The sequence below is a fragment of the Polynucleobacter sp. UB-Siik-W21 genome, from assembly GCF_018687415.1.
Classification (GTDB): Bacteria; Pseudomonadota; Gammaproteobacteria; order Burkholderiales; family Burkholderiaceae; genus Polynucleobacter.
Map to the genome: position 1 here is coordinate 633,551 of NZ_CP061289.1, position 20,874 is coordinate 654,424.

17 protein-coding genes and 1 tRNA gene are annotated in these 20,874 nt (G+C 45.8%); 12 read left to right on the forward strand and 6 right to left on the reverse strand.

Features of this window, described 5'->3' with window-relative positions:
* Positions 1-29 precede the first annotated feature (29 nt).
* Positions 30-602 (forward strand): peptide-methionine (S)-S-oxide reductase MsrA, encoded by a 573-nt coding sequence (gene msrA / locus C2756_RS03295; RefSeq protein WP_215320006.1) that lies wholly within the window; start codon positions 30-32, stop codon positions 600-602.
* Positions 603-614: 12 nt separating this feature from the next.
* On the opposite strand, the gene pdxH is transcribed toward msrA, so the two are convergent.
* Complete coding sequence (pdxH, locus tag C2756_RS03300; protein ID WP_215320008.1) at positions 615-1,250, reverse strand: pyridoxamine 5'-phosphate oxidase; 636 nt, start codon at positions 1,248-1,250, stop codon at positions 615-617.
* 22 nt (positions 1,251-1,272) lie between these two features.
* Here pdxH and C2756_RS03305 point away from each other — a divergent pair, with 22 nt between their 5' ends.
* The 5 genes from C2756_RS03305 to pepN all read left to right on the forward strand — a co-directional run bounded on the left by C2756_RS03305 (position 1,273) and on the right by pepN (position 8,098).
* Positions 1,273-2,040 carry a ThiF family adenylyltransferase gene (locus C2756_RS03305; RefSeq protein ID WP_215320010.1) on the forward strand — a complete coding sequence of 256 codons (768 nt, stop codon included), beginning with the start codon at positions 1,273-1,275 and terminating at the stop codon, positions 2,038-2,040.
* A 317-nt stretch (positions 2,041-2,357) separates the two neighbouring features.
* Complete coding sequence (locus tag C2756_RS03310; protein WP_304608872.1) at positions 2,358-3,683, forward strand: amino acid permease; 1,326 nt, start codon at positions 2,358-2,360, stop codon at positions 3,681-3,683.
* A 12-nt stretch (positions 3,684-3,695) separates the two neighbouring features.
* The gene (ald, locus tag C2756_RS03315) at positions 3,696-4,814 is read left to right on the forward strand and encodes an alanine dehydrogenase (RefSeq protein WP_215320015.1); all 1,119 of its coding nucleotides are present in this window, start codon (positions 3,696-3,698) and stop codon (positions 4,812-4,814) included.
* 54 nt (positions 4,815-4,868) lie between these two features.
* On the forward strand, positions 4,869-5,444 hold the full coding sequence (locus tag C2756_RS03320; RefSeq protein WP_215320017.1) for a TMEM165/GDT1 family protein: 576 nt from the start codon (positions 4,869-4,871) through the stop codon (positions 5,442-5,444).
* A 44-nt stretch (positions 5,445-5,488) separates the two neighbouring features.
* The gene (gene pepN / locus C2756_RS03325) at positions 5,489-8,098 is read left to right on the forward strand and encodes an aminopeptidase N (protein WP_215320019.1); all 2,610 of its coding nucleotides are present in this window, start codon (positions 5,489-5,491) and stop codon (positions 8,096-8,098) included.
* A 401-nt stretch (positions 8,099-8,499) separates the two neighbouring features.
* Here the strand turns inward: pepN and C2756_RS03330 are convergent, their stop codons facing one another.
* Positions 8,500-8,703: a type II toxin-antitoxin system VapB family antitoxin gene (locus C2756_RS03330; protein ID WP_215296639.1), complete on the reverse strand. Its 204-nt coding sequence runs from the start codon at positions 8,701-8,703 to the stop codon at positions 8,500-8,502.
* A gap of 176 nt (positions 8,704-8,879) precedes the next feature.
* Here C2756_RS03330 and C2756_RS03335 point away from each other — a divergent pair, with 176 nt between their 5' ends.
* On the forward strand, positions 8,880-9,878 hold the full coding sequence (locus tag C2756_RS03335) for a class 1 fructose-bisphosphatase (RefSeq protein WP_215320021.1): 999 nt from the start codon (positions 8,880-8,882) through the stop codon (positions 9,876-9,878).
* A gap of 14 nt (positions 9,879-9,892) precedes the next feature.
* On the opposite strand, the gene C2756_RS03340 is transcribed toward C2756_RS03335, so the two are convergent.
* From C2756_RS03340 to cphA (C2756_RS03355), 4 genes are all read right to left on the reverse strand, one after another.
* Positions 9,893-10,285 carry a type II toxin-antitoxin system VapC family toxin gene (locus C2756_RS03340; protein WP_251372111.1) on the reverse strand — a complete coding sequence of 131 codons (393 nt, stop codon included), beginning with the start codon at positions 10,283-10,285 and terminating at the stop codon, positions 9,893-9,895.
* The gene (locus tag C2756_RS03345; protein WP_215320023.1) at positions 10,282-10,515 is read right to left on the reverse strand and encodes an antitoxin; all 234 of its coding nucleotides are present in this window, start codon (positions 10,513-10,515) and stop codon (positions 10,282-10,284) included. The genes C2756_RS03340 and C2756_RS03345 overlap by 4 nt, the downstream gene beginning before the upstream one ends.
* Before the next feature lie 152 nt (positions 10,516-10,667).
* Positions 10,668-13,238 (reverse strand): cyanophycin synthetase, encoded by a 2,571-nt coding sequence (gene cphA / locus C2756_RS03350; protein WP_215320025.1) that lies wholly within the window; start codon positions 13,236-13,238, stop codon positions 10,668-10,670.
* The gene (cphA, locus tag C2756_RS03355) at positions 13,239-15,431 is read right to left on the reverse strand and encodes a cyanophycin synthetase (RefSeq protein WP_215320028.1); all 2,193 of its coding nucleotides are present in this window, start codon (positions 15,429-15,431) and stop codon (positions 13,239-13,241) included.
* Between the two features lie 204 nt (positions 15,432-15,635).
* Between cphA (C2756_RS03355) and C2756_RS03360 the strand changes: the two genes are divergently transcribed.
* The 5 genes from C2756_RS03360 (at position 15,636) to C2756_RS03380 (ending at position 20,814) form a co-directional block, all read left to right on the forward strand.
* On the forward strand, positions 15,636-18,005 hold the full coding sequence (locus tag C2756_RS03360; RefSeq protein WP_215320031.1) for an ABC transporter ATP-binding protein: 2,370 nt from the start codon (positions 15,636-15,638) through the stop codon (positions 18,003-18,005).
* Entirely contained in the window at positions 18,002-18,472 is a 471-nt protein-coding gene (locus C2756_RS03365) for a DUF1854 domain-containing protein (RefSeq protein WP_215320033.1), read from the forward strand. The genes C2756_RS03360 and C2756_RS03365 overlap by 4 nt, the downstream gene beginning before the upstream one ends.
* A gap of 15 nt (positions 18,473-18,487) precedes the next feature.
* Positions 18,488-18,563: transfer RNA gene (locus C2756_RS03370), tRNA-Thr, on the forward strand.
* Positions 18,564-19,084: 521 nt separating this feature from the next.
* A complete protein-coding gene (gene oxlT / locus C2756_RS03375; protein ID WP_215320035.1) occupies positions 19,085-20,347 on the forward strand; it encodes an oxalate/formate MFS antiporter in 1,263 nt (420 codons plus the stop codon).
* 95 nt (positions 20,348-20,442) lie between these two features.
* Complete coding sequence (locus C2756_RS03380) at positions 20,443-20,814, forward strand: DUF2946 family protein (RefSeq protein WP_215320037.1); 372 nt, start codon at positions 20,443-20,445, stop codon at positions 20,812-20,814.
* Positions 20,815-20,874 lie beyond the last annotated feature (60 nt).

Below are 20,874 nucleotides of genomic sequence, written 5' to 3' on the forward strand. Positions count from 1 at the left end.
ACATGTAAATAAGGTATTAGGATAAAGCCATGACTGAAATTACTGATAAAAACCCACCTTCCTTAGAGCGAGCAACCCTGGGCGGAGGATGTTTTTGGTGTCTTGAGGCTGTTTACCAGCAGATTCAAGGTGTGAAAAGTGTCGTCTCGGGCTATGCTGGGGGCGCTAGACCCAACCCCTCTTATGAATCCATTTGCACAGGTGTCACAGGCCATGCAGAAATTGTTGATATTCAATTTGATCCCCAGGTAATCTCTTTTAGAGATCTACTGGAAATCTTCTTTGTGATTCACGACCCTACCACCTTGAACTATCAAGGTAATGATCGTGGGACGCAATATCGTTCGGTGATCTTTACCCATAGTGATGAGCAGACCAAGATTTCTCATGAGGTCGTGCAAGAGTTGGAGAATTCTAAAGTTTATGCGGATCCGGTCGTGACGCAAATTGATGATGCGCCAACAATTTACCCAGCTGAAGATTATCACCAGAACTATTTCCAGCAACATCCCCATCAAGGGTATTGTGCTGCTGTAGTGGCACCAAAGTTGGCGAAATTTAGAGCGAAATTTAAATCGCTGATTGCGCCAAAGTATGCTTAATCGCTAAGGTGCTTAAGGCGCAAGGCGATTGATTTTCCAATTGCTGCCATCGCGCTTGTAATGAATGCGATCGTGCAGCCTAGAAGGACGCCCTTGCCAAAATTCAATCTCGGTTGGGTTTAGGCGATAACCACCCCAGTGCTCAGGGCGGGGAGGTTCATCACCAAATTCGGACTTGAAGCGTTTTTCAGCTTCTTCTAAAAACTCTCGGTTTGGAATGGCAGTACTTTGGGGAGAAGCCCAGGCACCAATGCGAGATGCTGGAGGACGAGAATGGAAATACTGATCACTTTCCTCTGGGCTAACGCGCTCGACAACTCCCTGAATACGGACTTGGCGTTCTAACTCATGCCAATGAAAGAGGAGTGCGGCTTGAGGGCGTACAGCAAGCTCTTTACCCTTTTGGCTCTCGTAATTAGTAAAAAAGGTAAAGCCATTTTCGTCGGCACCTTTTAGTAAGACAATACGGGCAGAGGGATTTCCGGCTTTATCGGCGGTAGCTAAGGTCATGGAATTGGGTTCAGGACACTCTGCTGTGATGGCCTGGTTAAACCAAAGCTGAAACAGCGGCAAAGGATTGCGTGGAACCTCAGATTCTGAAAGCTGACCAAAGGTGTAGTTTTTACGGAGTTGAGCAATAGAGTCCATTTATTCAGTATAAAGAGAAGCTATGGCAGAAGACAAGATTGAAAACGTGGGTGAAGGTGGTGTTGAAGAGCGCCGCTTCGGAGGGGTTTCTAGACTCTATGGATCTGAGTTGCGTGTCCGCTTTCAGAATGCCACTGTTGTAGTAGCGGGCCTTGGTGGCGTGGGATCTTGGGCCGCAGAAGCGCTGGCACGAACTGGCATTGGCCATTTAGTACTGGTCGATTTTGATCATATTGCAGAGAGTAATACCAATCGTCAGTTACATGCATTCGATGGTCAGTATGGCAAGGCTAAAGTCGAAGCAATGACCCAACGTATTTTGCAAATCAATCCTGAAATTCAATTAACTGCCTGTGATGAATTTTTAGAGCCAGAGAATCTCGACCGCATTATTCCTTTGAATGCTTATGTTTTGGATGCTACTGATTCAGTGCAAACCAAAATTGCACTCTCAGTTTGGGCTCGGAAAAATCAGCGCGCTTTAGTCATGTGTGGTGCAGCAGGCGGCAAAACTGATCCTACTTCGGTACGCTGTGATGATTTATCCCGCACTGAACAAGATGCTTTGCTAGCCAAAGTACGCCAAGGCTTACGGCAGGACCATGGTTTCTCTAGAAACCTAAAACACCAGATTGGTATTCGAGCCATCTACTCTCATGAGCCTCGTGCTGGTGCTAGTACCGGCGGTTTGGCTTGTTCTGGTTACGGCTCAACTGTCATGGTTACGGCCGCTTGCGGTTTAGCTGCTGCTGCAGAGATCCTCAATCTGATCGGTCAAGATCAAAAATAATGGCATTGACCAGTTAACTCAGAAAAATTCCTATAAATCCTTAAGGGGATTCCCTGTAGGAAATTACTGATTCTGTTGCAGTCATATCCAGCAAACGAATCTGATGCCTCATGATTTAAAAGCAATTTATATTTGCTGAGTATTTACTTTTGATCATTTAGTCACTTTAGTTATTTTTATCCCCTAGTGCAGATGACAAGTCCTCCCTAGACTTTGCTTCGTTGGTAAACCGCCAACGACAAATCGAAAGGAGGTCTCTTTTGCAGACTGAACAAACCGGCTTGAAACGCCACCTTAAAGTAAGGCACATTCGTTTAATGGCCTTGGGTTCAACGATTGGCGTTGGATTATTTCTGGGATCTGCGAGTGCAATACAAATCGCTGGACCCTCCATTCTCTTGGGATATCTACTTGCCGGAATCGTGGCATTCATCGTATTGCGCACTCTGGGTGAGATGGCGGTGCATGAACCTGTGGCAGGCTCTTTTGCTGCTTACGCCAATAACTATGTTGGACCACTAGCGGGGTATATGGTGGGTTGGGGTTATTGGACCTACTGGATTGTGGTCGGAATCGCCGAGGTCACTGCAGTTGGGATCTATATGGGGATCTGGTTTCCAGAGATACCTCAATGGGTTTGGGCGTTATCGTCGATCGTCATGATGGGTCTGATCAATCTCATTGCCGTAAAAGTATTTGGTGAGTTTGAGTTTTGGTTTGCGCTCATTAAGGTGGTAGCCATTGTGGCGATGATCACATTGGGTGGATCAGTCATTCTCTTTGGCTTTACGAATGATTGGCAGCCAATCGGCCTGAGTAATCTTTGGCAGCATGGTGGTTTCTTCCCTAATGGCATTAGCGGTATGCTGCTCTCTTTGCAAATGGTCTTATTTGCATACGTTGGCATCGAGATGATTGGTCTTTCTGCTGGAGAGGCGGAGAATCCGAAGAAAACGATACCCATGGCGATTGATTCTTTAGCTTGGCGCATCCTCATTTTCTATATGGGTGCGATCTTGGTTATCTTAGCGATCTTTCCATGGAATGAGGTAGGTCAGCAGGGTAGTCCATTTGTGGTGATGTTTGAGCGGATCGGCTTACGCGAGGCAGCCGGATTGATCAACTTCGTAGTGATCACTGCGGCTCTCTCATCATGCAATGCTGGCATCTTCAGCGGTGGTCGCCTTTTGTATGCTTTGTCTTCAAACGGCTATGCCCCAGCGTCTTTTGCCAAGCTCTCAAAGTATGGTGTGCCGCATCGTGCGGTGATAGTAACTGTGGCGGTTTGTATGTCAGGCGTAGTACTGAACTACTTTGTGCCTGATAAGGCCTTCCAATACATCATGGCAGCGGTCACCTTTGTGGGCTTGATGGTATGGATTGCCATCTTGTTTACCCAAATGAAGTTCCGTCGCTCTTTAAGCAAAGCGCAAGTAGCTGAATTGGGTTACCGCGCACCTTGGTGGCCTTATTCCTCATGGTTTGCTCTGGCATTTATTTTCTTAGTAGTAGTGCTGATGGGCTTTCATGAAGATGCGCGCATGGCCTTGATATTAGGCCCATGTCTATTAGGGGTGTATCTCGCGATGTTTTACATCGTTGGCTTGCACCGTAAAACAAAAAATAGTCGTCAATTTAAATAACAGGAGATAGCAATGATTATTGGCGTTCCACAAGAAGTAAAAAATAATGAATTTAGGGTGGGCCTCACACCAGGTAATGTCAGTGGCTTATGTAAGCAAGGGCATTCGGTATTGATTCAAAGAGGTGCTGGGATGCAAATTGGTTTGAGTGATGAGTCCTATCGTATTGCAGGTGCTACTTTGATCAACAGTGCAGCAGAAGTATTTCAGAAGGCAGAGATGATTGTGAAGGTGAAAGAGCCCCAGCCACAAGAATGTGCCATGCTGCGTGAGGATCAAATTTTATTTACCTATTTACATCTCGCGCCAGATCCAGCCCAAACCAAAGCCTTACTAGCATCCGGCGCGACATGTATTGCATATGAGACGGTTACCGCCATGAATGGCGCCTTGCCTTTACTTGCTCCCATGAGCGAAGTAGCAGGACGAATGTCGATTCAGGCTGCAGCTTCCCATTTAGAAAAAACCCATGGTGGTTTGGGAGTATTGATGGCAGGTGTACCTGGTGTCTCGCCGGCTAAGATTGTGATTTTGGGTGGTGGAGTAGTCGGTCGCAATGCTTTACAAATGGCAGTAGGTATGGGCGCAGATGTCTGCATCTTCGATCGCGATATTGATCGCCTGCGTCAGATTGATATGTTCTATGGCAATCGCGTACGCACTTTTTATTCTGATAGTTTGTTAATTGAACAAGAAGTGTGTGAGGCTGATGTGGTGATTGGCGCCGTTCTTTTGCCAGGTGCTGCTGCACCTAAACTGGTGACACGAGAGATGGTCAAGAAAATGAAAGCAGGTGCGGTGATTGTGGATGTTGCGATTGACCAGGGCGGTTGCTTTAAAACATCGAAACCGACCACTCATGCAGATCCGACCTTCCTGGTGGATGGAGTACTGCATTACTGCGTAGCCAATATGCCAGGTGCAGTCGCAAGGACATCTACCTTTGCATTAACCAATGCAACCTATCCTTTTGTAGAGGCATTAGCTAATCGTGGGGTGGTGAAGGCATTATCGATTGACCATCACCTACGCAATGGCTTGAGTGTTCATAAAGGTGTTTTGACTTCTCAGCCTGTCGCACAGGCTCAGGGTCTTGACTTTGCTCTTGCGGAGGAGCTCTTTGTAGTCTAGTCACCTGAAGGATTTACACTGGCTAGATACTTACTCATTAAAGCCACAAGATCCATGGATGTTTCAGCCTTAACCCTCTCCGCTGGTGTAGTTGCATTAGCGGAGATGGGTGACAAAACCCAATTACTTTCTTTAATGCTTGCTGCTCGCTACCCTAGGCAAGCACTAGCCATCATTGCAGGTATTTTTATTGCCACGATTGCAAACCATGCCTGCGCTGCCTTACTTGGACACTGGCTGATGACCCTAGTTTCTCCAGATGTGATGCGTTGGATTTTGGGCGCCAGTTTTCTGGGGATTGGTTTATGGCTTTTGGTTCCCGATCATATTGATGATGCGGCAGATTCTACAGTGGCCGATCGTGCGCTTCAGGTATTGATGCTGACGGTTGTCCTATTCTTCTTGGCTGAGATGGGAGACAAGACGCAAATTGCAACTATTGCTTTGGGTGCTCGATATGAGGATGTGGTTTCGGTAACGATCGGCACTACATTGGGGATGATGTTGGCTAATGCCCCAGCGGTATGGATTGGTCAGAAATTTACCCAACGTATGCCAATCAAATGGGTGCATGCTGTTGCAGCAATCACGTTTATTGCTATTGGTGTGGCCACTCTGGCATGGAGTTAAGCTAATCCTCTACATTGGGGGATCTCTCGACTTAAAATAGTCAGATGAAAACTGATCTGTCTCAGAGCTTTCGTCGGCTCGAATATCTTCCCCCCGTATATACCTTTGACCAAGTTGAGTTGGATATTGCTTTAGATCCCGCCCGCACGATCGTGAAAAGCAAAATCGAAGTATTACCAGGCAAAAGTTTTGAACCTGGCGCACCTTTAGTGTTGGTTGGTCAGGAGTTGGAGTTTGTGAGTTTACGGATTAATGGCACGGCGCATCGCCATTTTGAACTCACCCCAGAAACTTTGAGCATTCATTCTTTGCCAAATGAAGGTAAAGATAAATTCATTGTTGAAATTATTTCAGTGTGTGTTCCCAATAAGAACACCAGCCTCATGGGGCTATATGTTTCGAATGGGAACTTCTTTACGCAATGTGAAGCAGAAGGCTTTCGGAAGATTACTTATTTCTTAGATCGCCCTGATGTGATGGCGCGTTATCGCGTGACTCTGCGAGCGCGTGAAGCTGAATGCCCTGTACTCCTTTCAAATGGCAATTTATTAAAAGAAGAGAAGTTACCCAACGGTTGGCATAGCGCAAGCTGGGAAGATCCATTTCCAAAACCCTCTTATTTATTTGCCTTAGTTGCTGGCAAGTTGGAGTGCATCGAAGAAACCATCACTACTAGCAGTGGTGCCAGAAAGTTATTACAGATCTGGGTTGAACCGCATGATCTGAAGAAGACCCGTCATGCAATGGATTCATTGATTGCCTCGATTCATTGGGATGAAAAGCGCTTTGGTTTGGAGTTAGATCTTGAGCGTTTCATGATTGTTGCAGTAGGTGACTTCAATATGGGTGCGATGGAGAACAAGGGCTTGAATATCTTCAATACCAAGTTTGTTCTAGCTCAAGCTGAAACTGCAACAGACGCTGACTTTGCCAATATTGAAAGCGTTGTAGCCCATGAGTATTTTCATAACTGGACCGGTAATCGGGTGACCTGCCAAGATTGGTTTCAACTTTCCCTCAAAGAAGGCTTAACTGTCTTTAGAGATCAAGAGTTCTCGGCAGATCAAATGGGTACTGAGTCTGGTAGAGCGGTTAAACGTATCGAAGACGTGAGATTGCTACGTCAATTGCAATTTCCAGAGGATGCGGGTCCGATGGCCCATCCCATTCGCCCAGACGAGTATCAGGAGATTAATAACTTCTATACCGTTACCGTATATGAAAAGGGTTCAGAGGTTGTCCGAATGTATCAGACCTTGCTGGGCAGAGAAGGTTTTCGCAAGGGTATGGATTTGTATTTCAAGCGCCATGATGGACAGGCGGTCACTTGTGATGATTTCTTAGCGGCGATGGCTGATGCTAACGGCAAAGATCTCACTCAGTTCAGAAACTGGTATAGCCAAGCAGGTACGCCACGGGTGAAAGTGGCAGAGCACTATGATGCGGTCAATCATCAGTATCAACTCACTCTGACGCAAAGCTGTGCTCCAAGCCCTGGTCAGAATGAGAAAAAGCCATTTCATATTCCGTTAAAGATCCGCTTGATTAATGCTGCCAATGATCAAACAGAGCAATTACTAGAGCTTACTGAACCAACTCAGTCATGGACCTTTGACAATCTCACTGAGCGTCCCGTTCTATCTATTAATCGTAATTTCTCTGCGCCAATTAACATCGATTTTGAGCAAAGCGAGGTAGATCTCTTAACCTTATTCTCTGGCGATGATGATCCTTTTAATCGCTGGGAGGCGGGTCAAAAACTAGCCATGCAAATGATTTTGAACAAGCGCTTGCCTGATGCTGGTCTGATTGACGCTTACCGCAATCTATTGCTTGATCCCAATTTAGATCCTGCATTTAAAGAGCTTGCTTTGACCCTGCCTGCAGAGTCTTATTTATATGAGCAGTGCGCTAGTGTAGATCCCCAAAAAATCTTTACTGCACGTCGTGCATTTCGAAGAGAAATTGCTAAGCAGTTGCAACTAGAGTGGGCTGCGCTTTATCAGCAGAACCAAACGCCTGGACCATTTAAGTCTGATGCTCTTGATTCAGGAAAGCGTGCGCTCAAAAATCTCGCTCTCAGTATGTTGCTTGAGGCTGATCCAAAGATTTGGGCGCCAATGGCAGCAAATCAATATCAAATTGCTGACAATATGACTGATCGCTATGCCGCATTGGCGACATTAGTCATTCATGGTGCTACACATGCCAATGATTGTTTGCATGATTTCTTTAGTCGCTTTGTAAACGATGCTCTGGTAATTGATAAGTGGTTTGCATTGCAATCGAGCCGTCCACCGGTTGATGGACTTGAGCTAACTCTTACTGATGTCAAACGTTTGCGTGAGCACCCAGCATTCAAGCTGAACAATCCAAATCGTGCACGTAGTGTGATTCATGCTTTTTGTGCCAACAATCCAGCAAGCTTTCATCAAGCCGATGGCAGTGGCTACGCTTTTTGGGTTGAAAGTGTCTTAGCTCTAGATCCCATCAATCCACAAGTTGCTGCGCGCCTCGCTAGAGCATTGGATCGCTGGCGCCTGTTTGCAGAGCCTTATCAAGGCAAGATGAAGACTGCCTTAGAGCGGGTGGCTGCATGCCTAACCCTCTCGCCAGATGTGCGCGAGGTCATTGGTAAGGCTTTGGGGGGCTGATTTCTTATGACTTCCTTAGTGAAGTTGTTGGTTATAAGAAATACCAAGTTGGATCGCTAGTGACTCAAGGTGTTTATCAAGAGTCCAAATGAGTGCATTTTCTGATAGAAGAGTGGAGGCAATCAGAGAGATGTCAATTGCACCGCATCCGGATTTATGAAGTTTATGCGTTTCAATAAACTGCAATGTTTCTTCGGTAGTGGCTACAGTAGCTTGCTGTAGTTTTTTTAAATAATCTAGAGTTCTAGAGCGTGGCGACGGAGGAGATCCGCATGAAAGCTCAATCAAAATTAGAGGGTGGCATAGAATTCGATCATTTACTAACAAAGACGTAAATGATGGATTCAATTTTCTGAAGTGAGATACCCACACTGAGGTATCCGCTAAAACCATCGTCATGTTTATTGAGCACCATTGGATTTGCGCCGAGGAATGTTTTTCATTTGGGGCGCCTTACCCCCTAACGCAGCAAGTCGTTTAGCGATTTGTACCCGTACAAATACATTCATGGCTTCACGGAAAAGGTCTGCCTTATCCATGCCAGGATCAGCAAGATCTAGCCCGCTTTGATATAGGTCGTCATCAATGGTTACTGTAGTTCTCATGATTATTCTCATCAAATTTGATGTAAAACAACATCAATTTAGTCATCATATACGATGATTTTAGTCTTGAAAAGAGGAAAATTAGATCGAAAGCAAATAAGAACCTTCTTTTAGGTAAAACTTTCATTACAGGGCAAAATAGACCCTAATCTCAATAGCACCTTGGAGAAATCGCTTTGTCTTCCAGTACCCATACAAATTTCAAGCAATATCTAGCAACAACTAAATCTCAGGGCGTAGCAATTCCCGTTGGACTACAAGATTTGCTGGCTGCTGTTGTTAATACTTGTTCTACCTTAAGTCATGAAGTTGCTCAAGGAGCTTTAATTGGTTTATTAGGATCCGCAGGCACTGGTAATGTGCAAGGTGAAGTTCAGCAAAAGCTAGACATCATTGCTAACGATTTATTAATTGAGGGCGTTAAAGCTTGTAAGTCACTTGCTGGGCTGGCGTCCGAAGAAATGGAATTACCAGTACCAGTGCAAGGTACCGGCGACTATCTTTTATTGTTTGATCCATTAGATGGCTCTTCCAATATCGATGTGAATGTGTCTATCGGCACAATCTTTTCGGTACTCAAAAAGCAAAATCCACAAGCGCCATTACAAACTTCTGACTTTCTATTATCGGGTCGTCACCAAGTAGCGGCGGGTTATGTGGTGTATGGCCCTCAAACAACGATGGCTTTAACTTTGGGTGATGGCGTAGTGATGTTTACCTTAAATAAAGTGACCGGTGAGTTCTTGTTGATTAAAGATGCTGTCACGATTTCGCACTCTACTAAAGAATTTGCTATCAATATGTCTAATATGCGCCATTGGGCTGACCCAGTGCGCCGCTATGTAGAAGAGTGTTTAGCTGGTGTAGGTGGTGCGCGTGAAAAGGATTTTAATATGCGCTGGATTGCATCGATGGTGGCTGATGTGCATCGTGTTTTATCCCGTGGCGGTGTTTTTATGTACCCTTGGGATCAACGTGAGCCCCATAAACCTGGAAAATTGCGCTTAATGTATGAAGCCAATCCAATGAGCTTCTTGGTTGAACAAGCAGGTGGTGCGTCTACAAATGGTAAAGATCTGATTATGGATTTACAACCTACTGATTTGCATGAGCGTGTCTCCGTCATGCTGGGTTCTAAAGAAGAGATTGATCGTTTACAGCATTACCACGCATAAGGTGAATTAAAAAATCAAACCCAGTTTTCTAGCTTTAAGCCAGAAACTCTTGAAAACTCTTTGAGATTATTAGTGACTAGCGGTAAGTCTAATGCTAGCGCTTGTGCTGCAATCATCGTATCTAGCGAACCAATGGGCTGCCCTTGTTTCTCTAACTGAGCGCGCAATGTAGCATAGGCCCAAATGCAGTTGGTATCAAAAGGAACAATAGTCATTGGTGCTAGAAATAAATTGAGTGCCTGTTTATTTCTGATTGAATTTGTTTTTTCTACGCCATAAGCGAGCTCCGCAGCAACAATGGTAGATACGCCAATCTCGCCAGACTGAAATGATTTGAAACGCTCTAGAACGCTAGGTGGTTTTTGATTGATGATGTAGATGCAAATATTGGTGTCTAGCAAAATCAAGGGGCAATCTCCACCCGATCTTGTTGCTCTGGTTGATCACGATTTAATTGCAGTCCTGGCTCAAAACTGTCTAAAGATGCGCAAATTGCTGTAAATAAACCATTTTTTGGCAAGAGGAGGACGCCGCCAGCAAAGTGCTGCACAGTGACTTCGGAATCTGTAAAACGATATTCCTTGGGAAGTCGCACCGCTTGGCTACGACCGGTTTTGAAGATTTGGGCTATGTCCATGATTTCCCCTCTTTTGATATGTATCAGTGATATATACTTTAATGAGATTCAATCTTTTTAGCAAGCCTATTTTTCAGTAGGATTGAGAATGCAAAAGGCCCAATCATAAGACTGGGCCTTTTAAATAGGGTTTAGCATTTTTACTTCATTGATTATGGCTTTACCTTTTCCTTTAGGTAGGTCAAAGACTCTTCTACTTGGTCAATCAGAATCAAGCAAACATCGCCTTCAGAGACTTCATTCAAGGCAGTATCAATTGCTTTGAATTCTCCATGGATCTCTTTCACTTGTTTGGCTTTCGTGGTGCCAATTAAGCCCTCTTGCAAAAGCTTTAAGACTTCGCCATCTTCACGACCACGTTGGCAAGCATCTTGATAGAGGATGACGTTATCAAAAGCGTTGCCCAAGATGCGCGTGAGATCCCGAATGTCTTCATCGCGACGATCTCCGGCACCACTAATAACCACGTGACTTTTCTTGGGCTTCATAGATTCAACGGCACTTGCTAAAGCACGCATCGCATCAGGGTTATGACCATAGTCAGCAATTACCGTAGCCCCCTTGTGTTTGAATTGATTAAAGCGCCCTGGTACAGCGTTGGCAGTACTCTCAAAGCTATTTAAGCCACGCGCAATCTTCTCAGCATCAAGGCCTAAGGCCCAAGCAGCGCCTATGGCTGCCATAGCATTTTCAATCTGAAAACCAAGTACGCCATTTTGGGTGAGGGGGATTTCGCTTACAGGGAAGCGATACATTACGCGCGATCCTTTGGAGGCAACAATGTAAGTGCCATCAAAGAAGATAACTTTCTTATTCTTGGCGCGATGCGCAGTGATGACGGGGTGATGTTGATTTTGGGCAAAGAAGATGACCCGTCCAGAGCACTTATCACCCATCTTGGCAACCATAGGATCTGCTCCATTGAGAACAGCCGCACCAGTTGGTGCTACGTTTTGCACAATCACCCGTTTTAGGATCGCTAAATCTTCTACGCTAGAGATATAGTTCAATCCTAAGTGGTCGCCTTCACCAATATTGGTTACTACGGCGACTTCACAACGATCAAAGCCCAAGCCCTCACGCAATAAACCGCCGCGAGCAGTTTCTAGAACAGCAGCATCGACATCGGGATGCATTAATACGTTGCGCGCACTTTTAGGACCACTGCAATCACCGGTATCAATCAGGCGATGATTGATATATACGCCATCAGTGCCAGTCATGCCGACCCTCAGACCAGTTTCGGTGAGGAGGTGGGATATTAAACGGACTGTGGTTGTTTTGCCGTTAGTTCCCGTCACAGCAACTACTGGAATGCGACCATCTTCGCCTGGCGGGAACATCGTATTAATAATGTCTTCTCCTACAGGGCGGCCTTTGCCGTAGGAGGGCTTTAAATGCATGCGCAATCCTGGGGCAGCATTGACTTCAACAATGCCGCCACCTTGTTGTTCTAAAGGTTTATAAATGGATTCGCAAAGGATATCTACGCCGGCGATATCTAAACCAATCATCTGGGCGGCCGCTATAGCACTAGCAGCGACGTCAGGATGAACATCATCGGTAACATCGGTAGCAGTACCGCCGGTACTGAGGTTGGCATTATTGCGTAATAACACGCGCTCACCAGTTTTAGGAACGTATTGTGGTGTGAGTCCAGAGCTTGCTAGATGAGCTAATGCAATATCGTCAAAGCGAATCTTGGTTAATGCTGTTGCATGTCCATCGCCCCGCAATGGATTTTGATTTTCTTTTTCAACCAGTTCTGCAACAGTGTGTTTGCCATCGCCAACTACTTGAGCAGGCTCACGACGGGCTGCAGCAGATAAGCGATTGCCAACGACGAGTAAGCGATAGTCAGCACCAGGAAGATAACGCTCTACGATCGTCTCGCGTCCAAAGCCTTGGGTGACTTCAAAGCCTGCACGGACTTCTTCTTCGGTTTGGATATTGGCAACTACGCCTTTTCCTTGATTTCCATCTTTTGGTTTGAGCACAATCGGGCCACCAATCTTTTGGGCAGCACGCCATGCATCATCTACATTAGTCACAACTTCACCAATCGGCACAGATACTCCAGCCGCAGCCAAGAGATTTTTGGTAAGTTCCTTATCTTGTGCAATGGCTTCAGCAATAGCGCTGGTGTCACTGGTCTCTGCTGCCTGAATTCGTTTTTGTTTGCTGCCCCAGCCAAATTGCACCATGCTGCCTTCGGTCATACGACGGAAGGGAATGTTACGCTGAAGTGCTGCATCAACGATTGAGCCAGTGCTTGGTCCAAGGCGCACATCTTCGTACAAAGCTTCTAACTCTGAGAGTGCTGCAGCTAAATCAAAAGGAGCATCGTTTAGGGTTGCTTGAATCAATGCAAAACCAAAGTCAAAGGCCATACGGCCAACAACTTCTTCGATGTATTCAACGACTACTTGATATACGCCGTCATCTATTGTTTGAACTGTACGACTGAAAGTCACAGGACAACCTGCTTGAGCTTGTAATCCCAGGGCAGCATGTTCTAGTGCATGCGCTAATGAGAGGGGCTCAGTTAAACCACCACGACGCATGCTTCCCAGTTGTGGAAAGCGTTCGCGAATCTTCGTTTCAAATTGGGGAATAGCATCAATCGAGCGCTCAGAAGGATCGCAAGTAACGATGGCTTCTAGGGCAGTGTGGCGGCTCCATAAATTGGGGCCACGTAGCATACGAATACGGGTGATTTCCAATTAAGCCCCTATTGCAGTTGTAGCATCTGGTACATAAGTTTCTGCACCAGCTTCAATCACGTTAAACGGAATGTCTAATGCCCAAGCAGCAGCAATCGCAGCGCCGAGATTCATAGTCTTCCATGGCATGGCGCTATTAGATTCAGAGTGGCGCGGCACAGGGATTGATTTTTGATCCAGCTTTCCAGACTTCAAGGTAATTTGTTGTTTGCCAACTAGTACGACGCGACCACCATTGAGTAGATGGTTTTTAATCACTTCTGAATCTGAATGCTCGCTAAAGAAAATCACCTCACCATCACATAGCTCAGCCATCTGCAGACACATTGGATCATCGGCGTTTAGAACCCCCACACCGGTTGGTAGAACTACATCAATTTGAGTGCGCACAATACTAAAGACCTGATCTTCATCATAGATAGCGTACTGTGGGAAGTTGGCTTTAGGATCAACATTGAGTACGACGCCAACTTGGCAGCGATCATAGGCCAATCCTTCGATCAGCATAGATAGGTGGTTGTTTTCAATCACCGCCGCTTCTACGGCACGATTCAGGAGGGTGCGACGTGCGTTTTCCCAATTGGATGCATTGGTATTTGGAATCGAGCGACTGCCAAAAAATAAACCTTTACTGCAAGACAAGCCAACATAGACGTTTGTAAGGCGGAGGAAATGAGCAATCATTTCAGCAACGGGTGTTTTGCCACTCTCACCACAAATACCCACCAATGGAATGCGGAAATCTGTGCCCTGAGGAAATAGGTGGTTTGCAATCTCTTTACCTACGGGTTGAGGTTTGCCGCTAGCAGGCTTGAGATGCATTAGGAGACCTGGGCCAGCATTGACTTCTACGATGGCAGCGTTTTGCTCAGCAAGTGGGTGGCTAATGTCTTGGGCTACCAAATCAACGCCTGCAATTTCTAAACCAACCACACGTGCTGCTAGGGCTACTTGACTAGCAACATCAGGATGAACTAAATCGGTGACATCAAATGCTACATTGCCGTTACTCTGAATCAATACCTTTTGGCCTGTTGCTGGAATGCTAGTGCCAGTTAATTGTTGGCGAGCAAGTTCGAGTTCTACTGCAGAATCAATACGTACTGGATTGAGTGGATGTTCTTCTGCGGTGCCGCGACGGGGATCAGAATTAATCTGAATCTGAATCAGTTCTTGAACAGTATGTTTGCCATCGCCAGTGACCCATACAGTTTCCCCTTTTGCCGCAGCGACAACTTTGTTACCAACTACGAGTAAGCGATGTTCATCGCCAACAATATGACGCTCCACCAATACTTCGCTACCCTCATCAATGGCTACTGCGTAAGCAGCTTCAATTTCTTGTTGGGTATACAGATTAATAAACACACCTCGACCATGATTACCGTCGATGGGTTTGACAACCACTGGCAATCCAATATCCTGTGCGGCCTCCCAGGCATCATCAGGACTAGTAACAGTTCGGCCTTCTGGGGTTGGTACGCCAGCGCTGCGTAGCAAACTCTTCGTTAAATCTTTATCACGGGAAATTGTTTCAGCGATTGCGCTAGTTTGATCTGTTTCAGCAGTCCAGATGCGCCGCTGTTTTGCGCCGTAACCCAATTGAACTAAATTGCCTGCCGATAGACGGATAGAAGGAATGCCACGCTCTTCAGCTGCATTAACGATGCAAGCAGTGCTAGGCCCTAGTAATAAATCATCACCAATGTCACGCAGACTCTCAATAATATTTTGAACTTCAGCAACACAATCTTTATTGTCTTGCGCAAGAGCAAGAAAGAGGTCGCGTGCGTACTTGAGGGCAGTGAGGGTGACTTCCTCATTGATCGCGCTTACCATCACTTTGTAGACACCACGGCGATCACCGTCACGCGCTTTACCAAAGCCACCTGGAATACCTGCTAGGTTTTGCAACTCGAGCGTCAGGTGCTCCATGATGTGAGCAGGCCAAGTGCCTTCTTCGACGCGCTTGAGAAAGCCACCGGTTTCTCCGTAGCTGCAGCGATGTTCAACTAAGCTAGGCAGTGCTTTAACCAGGCGGTCATAAAAGCCGGGAATCAGATTAGAGGGATAGTCTTCAAGATCCCCGATATCAATCCAAACCTCAATCACGGGGTGGTAAGTCCACATATTGGGGCCACGGAGATGCTTAACACTCAGGATCTCGATGGATTTATCTAGTAATTGGGGCATGTATGCTGTTGCAAAGGGGTTGGCGCCTGGATTTAGCAGGTGGCGCTGTTCACTGTCTCTCTGTTTATAGTTTTATTGAAAATCTACAAAAATAGCAAAAATACATAAAAAGGACTACTTGTTTAATTTAACGGTTTTCTACCCCCGAAAGTTGACAGGACCGATAAATCTAAAAAATCTAGCTCCACTATACTTTTAGGGTTAATGAAGCCAGAAATCCTTCCTTTTGCCCCTGTGCTACCAAGTGATTGGCTGAGCGTTCTTAAGGGTGACAAATCCCCCATTCAAAGCCTAGAGGCATTACTGGCTTGGGTCGAGCTTGATTTGGGTGCTGACTTGCACTTTGAAAGAAGTCTACTTTTGCTCACTGAAGAAGGCTTATTTTGGACCGATGGTGCAAAGTTTGAATCTTGGCCCGCTAGCTCGAGAGAGCATCTCGTTCATGGCGATCATGCTGGTGTGGGTCATTTAAAGCTCGAAACAGCGGATGCGCTGCAAAGAATTTGGTATTTCACCTTGGCAGTCAATCCTCAGGTTTTGCGTTTGCAATCAAGCTTCAGAAAGCTGACCCATGGCGCTGAGCAGGGTCGGGACGAAGTGAGTGAGTATGACAAGCAGGTTTGTCCTGTTTGCTTGAGTCCTAAACCGGCCAACTCTGATGGTTGTCCAACTTGTGATCCTGAAGATGACAAACCGCCATCAACTTGGACCTTGTTCAAATTATGGCGTTTTGCTAAGCCGTATAAAAATCAACTGTTACTCGGTTTTGTGCTGACACTGCTATCGACTGGCGCAACTCTGATTCCACCGTATTTGACGATGCCCCTGATGGATCATGTCTTGATTCCTTATGAGCGTGGTAACCCCATTGATTTTCATTTAGCAAGTATGTATTTGTTTGCGCTATTTGGCGCGGCAATTGTTGCTTGGGGATTGGGTTGGTGGAAAACTTATCTACTGGCTTTAGTGAGTGAACGTATTGGTGCAGATTTACGCAATACGACTTTCGAGCACTTACTCAAACTTTCGCTTGAGTATTTCGGTGGTAAGCGTACTGGTGACTTGATTGCACGTATTGGCGCAGAGACTGATCGCATCTGCGTCTTTTTGTCGCTATACGCATTGGACTTTGCGACTGATGTCCTCATGATCACGATGACCGCTGCTATCTTGTTCTCGATTGATCCTTTGCTGGCGCTAGTGACCTTAGCGCCATTGCCATTCATTGTGTGGATGATTCATGTTGTGCGCGATCGTTTGCGTTTTGGCTTTGAGAAGATTGATCGTATCTGGTCTGAAGTCACAAACATTTTGGCAGATACGATCCCAGGCATTCGGGTAGTCAAAGCGTTTGCGCAAGAAGATCGCGAGTTAAAGCGTTTTATAGATTCCAATAAACACAACCTTCAAATTAACGATCGCGTAAATCGAGTCTGGGGTTTGTTTTCGCCAACCGTCACACTTTTAACCGAGACTGGTTTATTGGTAGTGTGGGGCTTTGGTATCTGGCAAGTGGCGCATCAGAAAGTCACCGTTGGTGTCTTGATTGCGTTTCTTGCATACATCGGCCGTTTTTATGTGCGACTCGATTCAATGAGTCGTATTGTGTCGCACACCCAAAAAGCAGCTGCGGGTGCCAAGCGTATCTTTGATATTTTGGATCACGTCTCGAGTGTTCCCGAACCGATTAATCCCACACCTCTAGGGCCTGTCAGTGGGCGTATCTCGATGCGCGGCGTGGGTTTTCGCTATGGTAATCGTGCGGTAACAAAAGGTATTGATTTAGATATTGCTCCAGGCGAGATGATTGGCTTAGTAGGTCACAGTGGTTCAGGCAAGAGTACCTTGGTCAATTTGATTTGCCGTTTCTATGACGTGAGCTCTGGCTCTATATCCTTAGATGGGCGCGATATTCGTAGCATTGGTATTGCCGATTATCGGAAGTGTATCGGTCTGGTATTGCAAGAGCCATTCTTGTTCTTTGGCACGATTGCAGAGAACATTGCTTACGGCAAGCCTGATGCTACTCGTGAAGAAATCATTGAAGCAGCACGTGCTGCCCATGCCCATGAATTTATTCTGCGCTTACCACTAGGCTATGACTCATTAGTGGGTGAGCGCGGTCAATCTTTATCTGGTGGTGAGCGTCAACGCATCTCGATTGCCCGTGCGCTCCTGATTAATCCAAGCATCTTGATTTTGGATGAGGCAACTTCATCCGTTGACACCACTACAGAAAAAGAAATTCAGCGCGCTTTAGATAACCTTGTTAAAGGTCGCACAACCATTGCGATTGCACATCGCTTATCAACACTCAGAAAGGCAGATCGCCTCGTGGTATTAGATAAGGGTGAGATTGTGGAGATCGGATCACACGAACATCTAATGGAAGCCCAAGGGGCTTACTACACCTTGTATCAAGCTCAGTTGCGTCATGCTGCTGAGTTGGTTGAAGGCGGCGCGATTGGTGAGAGTTTGGAAGAGAGTTCAGAAGAGAGTTCAGAAGAAAATATACAAGAACTGCAAAAAGAGAAGTTACAAGAGATTGCCAAGAATATTGGGGGAGGGGTATGACGCAGACTTCTCATCAATTGATGCGTGATTCACTTGGACGTTTGGTATTTGTCGATGCCAAAGGTCATTCACATGTTGGTGTGCATCCAGTACGAGCGTTTCCGGTTACAGCTCCTGGCGCTGGTATTGGCATCATGGATCAATCTGGTAAAGAAGTGTTTTGGTATCCCGATGTTGCGGTAATTCCAAAGCAAGAACTCCAACTCATTGAAGAAGAATTGGCTGCTCGTGAATTTATGCCAGTCATTGAGAAAATTACTAAGGTCTCAACGTTTGCTACTCCCAGCATTTGGGATATCGAAACTGACCGGGGTCCAACTCGCATTCGCTTAAAGGGCGAGGAAGACATCCGCAGAATCGCTGGCAATACCTTGTTGATTGCAGACTCGAATGGATTGCAATTTCTGATCAAAGACTCTACGGCTTTGGATAAAGTCAGTAAGAAGCTTTTAGACCGTTTCCGCTAGAATTTGTTGCGGTAAGCCGCTTTAGCTCAGTCGGTAGAGCAGTTCATTCGTAATGAAAAGGTCGCCAGTTCGATTCCGGCAAGCGGCACCACTCTTCTTGTTCTCTGAATCATAAATACTCAATAAAAACAAATACTTAAGGAAATATTCAAGTAGAGATCTCTTAAATTGCGTACACTCCAATGCTGTTGCACTGAAATAATATTAGGGTTATAATCTAGGTATTAACCCTTAAGGAGATTCAAATGACTGTTCTATTGAATATGATCAATCAGCTTTTTACTGAAAGCAAACCAAGCCAAAAGCAGGCTCGTCACTATGATTTCGACGGCGCTTACCGCGGCATGTAATTGAAAAAAATTACAGATTAAAAAAGCCACCTTCGGGTGGCTTTTTCTTTGTGTCAAAGTTTCCTAAAGTGATACGCATTAGCCCCAAAAGAGTGAAATAGACTCATATTTCATGGGGTTATGGCGAGGGTAATCACTAGTGTGGATTTGGACAAATCTTGATTAGTGTCAAGAAGTCCATTCTTTAAATGCTTAAAAATCAGGTATCCCAATTTTTGGGTGAATTAAGTATTTATAAAAAGTAAAAAATAGGAGATTTTCAATGAGCGGCGAGAAAACTGCAGGGCCTTTAGGAGGTCGTTGGTTTCAGCTACTAATCGGCATTATTTGTATGTCGATGATCGCAAACTTGCAATATGGTTGGACTTTATTCGTAAACCCAATTGATGCAAAGTTTGGATGGGGACGTGCAGCGATTCAAGTTGCTTTCACCATCTTCGTATTGACCGAAACTTGGTTAGTTCCAATCGAGGGATACCTCGTTGATAAATTTGGTCCACGCCCAGTTGTGTTCTTCGGCGGCATCTTGTGCGGCATTGGCTGGATGATGAATGCTCATGCCGATACCTTGACCATGCTCTACATAGCAGCTGCTGTGAGTGGTGTGGGTGCTGGTGCTGTTTATGGTACTTGTGTAGGCAATGCGCTCAAGTGGTTCCCAGATCGTCGTGGTTTAGCTGCTGGTATGACAGCTGCTGGCTTTGGTGCTGGCTCTGCATTGACTGTTATTCCAATTGCAAACATGATTGCTAATCAAGGCTATCAAGATGCGTTCTGGTACTTTGGTATTTGGCAAGGCGCTATCGTTGTGGTCTTGAGCTTGTTACTCTCTAAGCCTATCAAGAGTGCGATCACTACAGCTAAGGCTGCAGTGGTTCAGACTCGTAAAGACTTCCGCCCAATGGAAATGGTTAAGCAGCCAGTGTTCTGGATCATGTACGTCATGTTCGTGATGGTTGCGGCTGGTGGCTTGATGGCTACCGCACAGTTAGGCCCAATTGCTAAAGACTTCCAAATTGCCGGCGTAACGGTGAGTTTGATGGGATTGGCATTGCCTGCATTGACATTCGCATTGACAGTTGACCGTGTGTTGAACGGCTTAACCCGTCCATTCTTCGGTTGGGTATCTGACAAGATTGGTCGCGAACAGACAATGACCCTTTGCTTCACATTTGAGTGCTTGGGCATTCTTGGTTTGTACTACCTCGGTCGTGATCCAGTGATGTTTGTGTTATTGACTGGTTTAGTGTTCTTTGCATGGGGCGAGATTTACAGCTTGTTCCCATCAACTAACGCTGACACATTCGGCTCAACCTATGCTGCTGGTAATGCAGGTCTCCTCTACACAGCTAAGGGTACTGCTTCATTGTTAGTTCCTTTGTCTAGCGTATTGGTAACAATGACTGGTGGCTGGGAAGCGGTTTTCTGGGTTGCAAGTTTCTTGAATGGGACTGCTGCAATCTTGGCTTGGTTTGTACTGCGCCCAATGCGTCGCAAGCTCATCGAGCGTTCTGCTTCTATGTAATAGGACTTATAAGCCTGACAAAGGGGGTCTTCGGACCCCTTTTTATTTACCCGAACCAAGAGCGATGGGGGAATCAGATAAAATTCCCACCAACCATGAATTTCCATAAAAACCGCCTCATTCACTGGATTGCAGCCGCAGCTATTGCAATGAGTGCACTCGCCCCAGCAGTTTCACAAGCGGTCTCGCTTGTGAAGGGTGGTCACGGTTTTGCGATGGAGATTTGTTCGCTTGATGGTGCCAAAATGCAAATTGATGTCCAGACTGGCGATCAAGATCTCGCAGATCAAATACAGCCTTGTCCATATTGCGTAACGCATAGTTCAATTACCCCAGCATTTAATACCAACCTCACATTTGCAGCGCCAAATTCTTTTGCATTACTTCCAAAGCTTTTCTATCAATCTCCTAAACCACTCGCGGTTTGGGTAACTCCTCCTTCAGCAGCACCTCCAGCACACGCCTAAAAAAACTTAGGGCATAGCCTAGCTATGTAGTTGGCAACACAGTTGTAACTAAGTTGCTGT

Bases quoted from the DNA above. Each gene is read 5' to 3' on its own strand.
- msrA (WP_215320006.1), top strand. From the start codon at position 30: ATGACTGAAATTACTGATAAAAACCCACCTTCCTTAGAGCGAGCAACC.
- pdxH (WP_215320008.1), bottom strand. From the start codon at position 1,250: ATGGACTCTATTGCTCAACTCCGTAAAAACTACACCTTTGGTCAGCTT.
- C2756_RS03305 (WP_215320010.1), top strand. From the start codon at position 1,273: ATGGCAGAAGACAAGATTGAAAACGTGGGTGAAGGTGGTGTTGAAGAG.
- C2756_RS03310 (WP_304608872.1), top strand. From the start codon at position 2,358: ATGGCCTTGGGTTCAACGATTGGCGTTGGATTATTTCTGGGATCTGCG.
- ald (WP_215320015.1), top strand. From the start codon at position 3,696: ATGATTATTGGCGTTCCACAAGAAGTAAAAAATAATGAATTTAGGGTG.
- C2756_RS03320 (WP_215320017.1), top strand. From the start codon at position 4,869: ATGGATGTTTCAGCCTTAACCCTCTCCGCTGGTGTAGTTGCATTAGCG.
- pepN (WP_215320019.1), top strand. From the start codon at position 5,489: ATGAAAACTGATCTGTCTCAGAGCTTTCGTCGGCTCGAATATCTTCCC.
- C2756_RS03330 (WP_215296639.1), bottom strand. From the start codon at position 8,703: ATGAGAACTACAGTAACCATTGATGACGACCTATATCAAAGCGGGCTA.
- C2756_RS03345 (WP_215320023.1), bottom strand. From the start codon at position 10,515: ATGGACATAGCCCAAATCTTCAAAACCGGTCGTAGCCAAGCGGTGCGA.
- cphA (WP_215320028.1), bottom strand. From the start codon at position 15,431: ATGCCCCAATTACTAGATAAATCCATCGAGATCCTGAGTGTTAAGCAT.
- C2756_RS03360 (WP_215320031.1), top strand. From the start codon at position 15,636: ATGAAGCCAGAAATCCTTCCTTTTGCCCCTGTGCTACCAAGTGATTGG.
- C2756_RS03365 (WP_215320033.1), top strand. From the start codon at position 18,002: ATGACGCAGACTTCTCATCAATTGATGCGTGATTCACTTGGACGTTTG.
- oxlT (WP_215320035.1), top strand. From the start codon at position 19,085: ATGAGCGGCGAGAAAACTGCAGGGCCTTTAGGAGGTCGTTGGTTTCAG.
- C2756_RS03380 (WP_215320037.1), top strand. From the start codon at position 20,443: ATGAATTTCCATAAAAACCGCCTCATTCACTGGATTGCAGCCGCAGCT.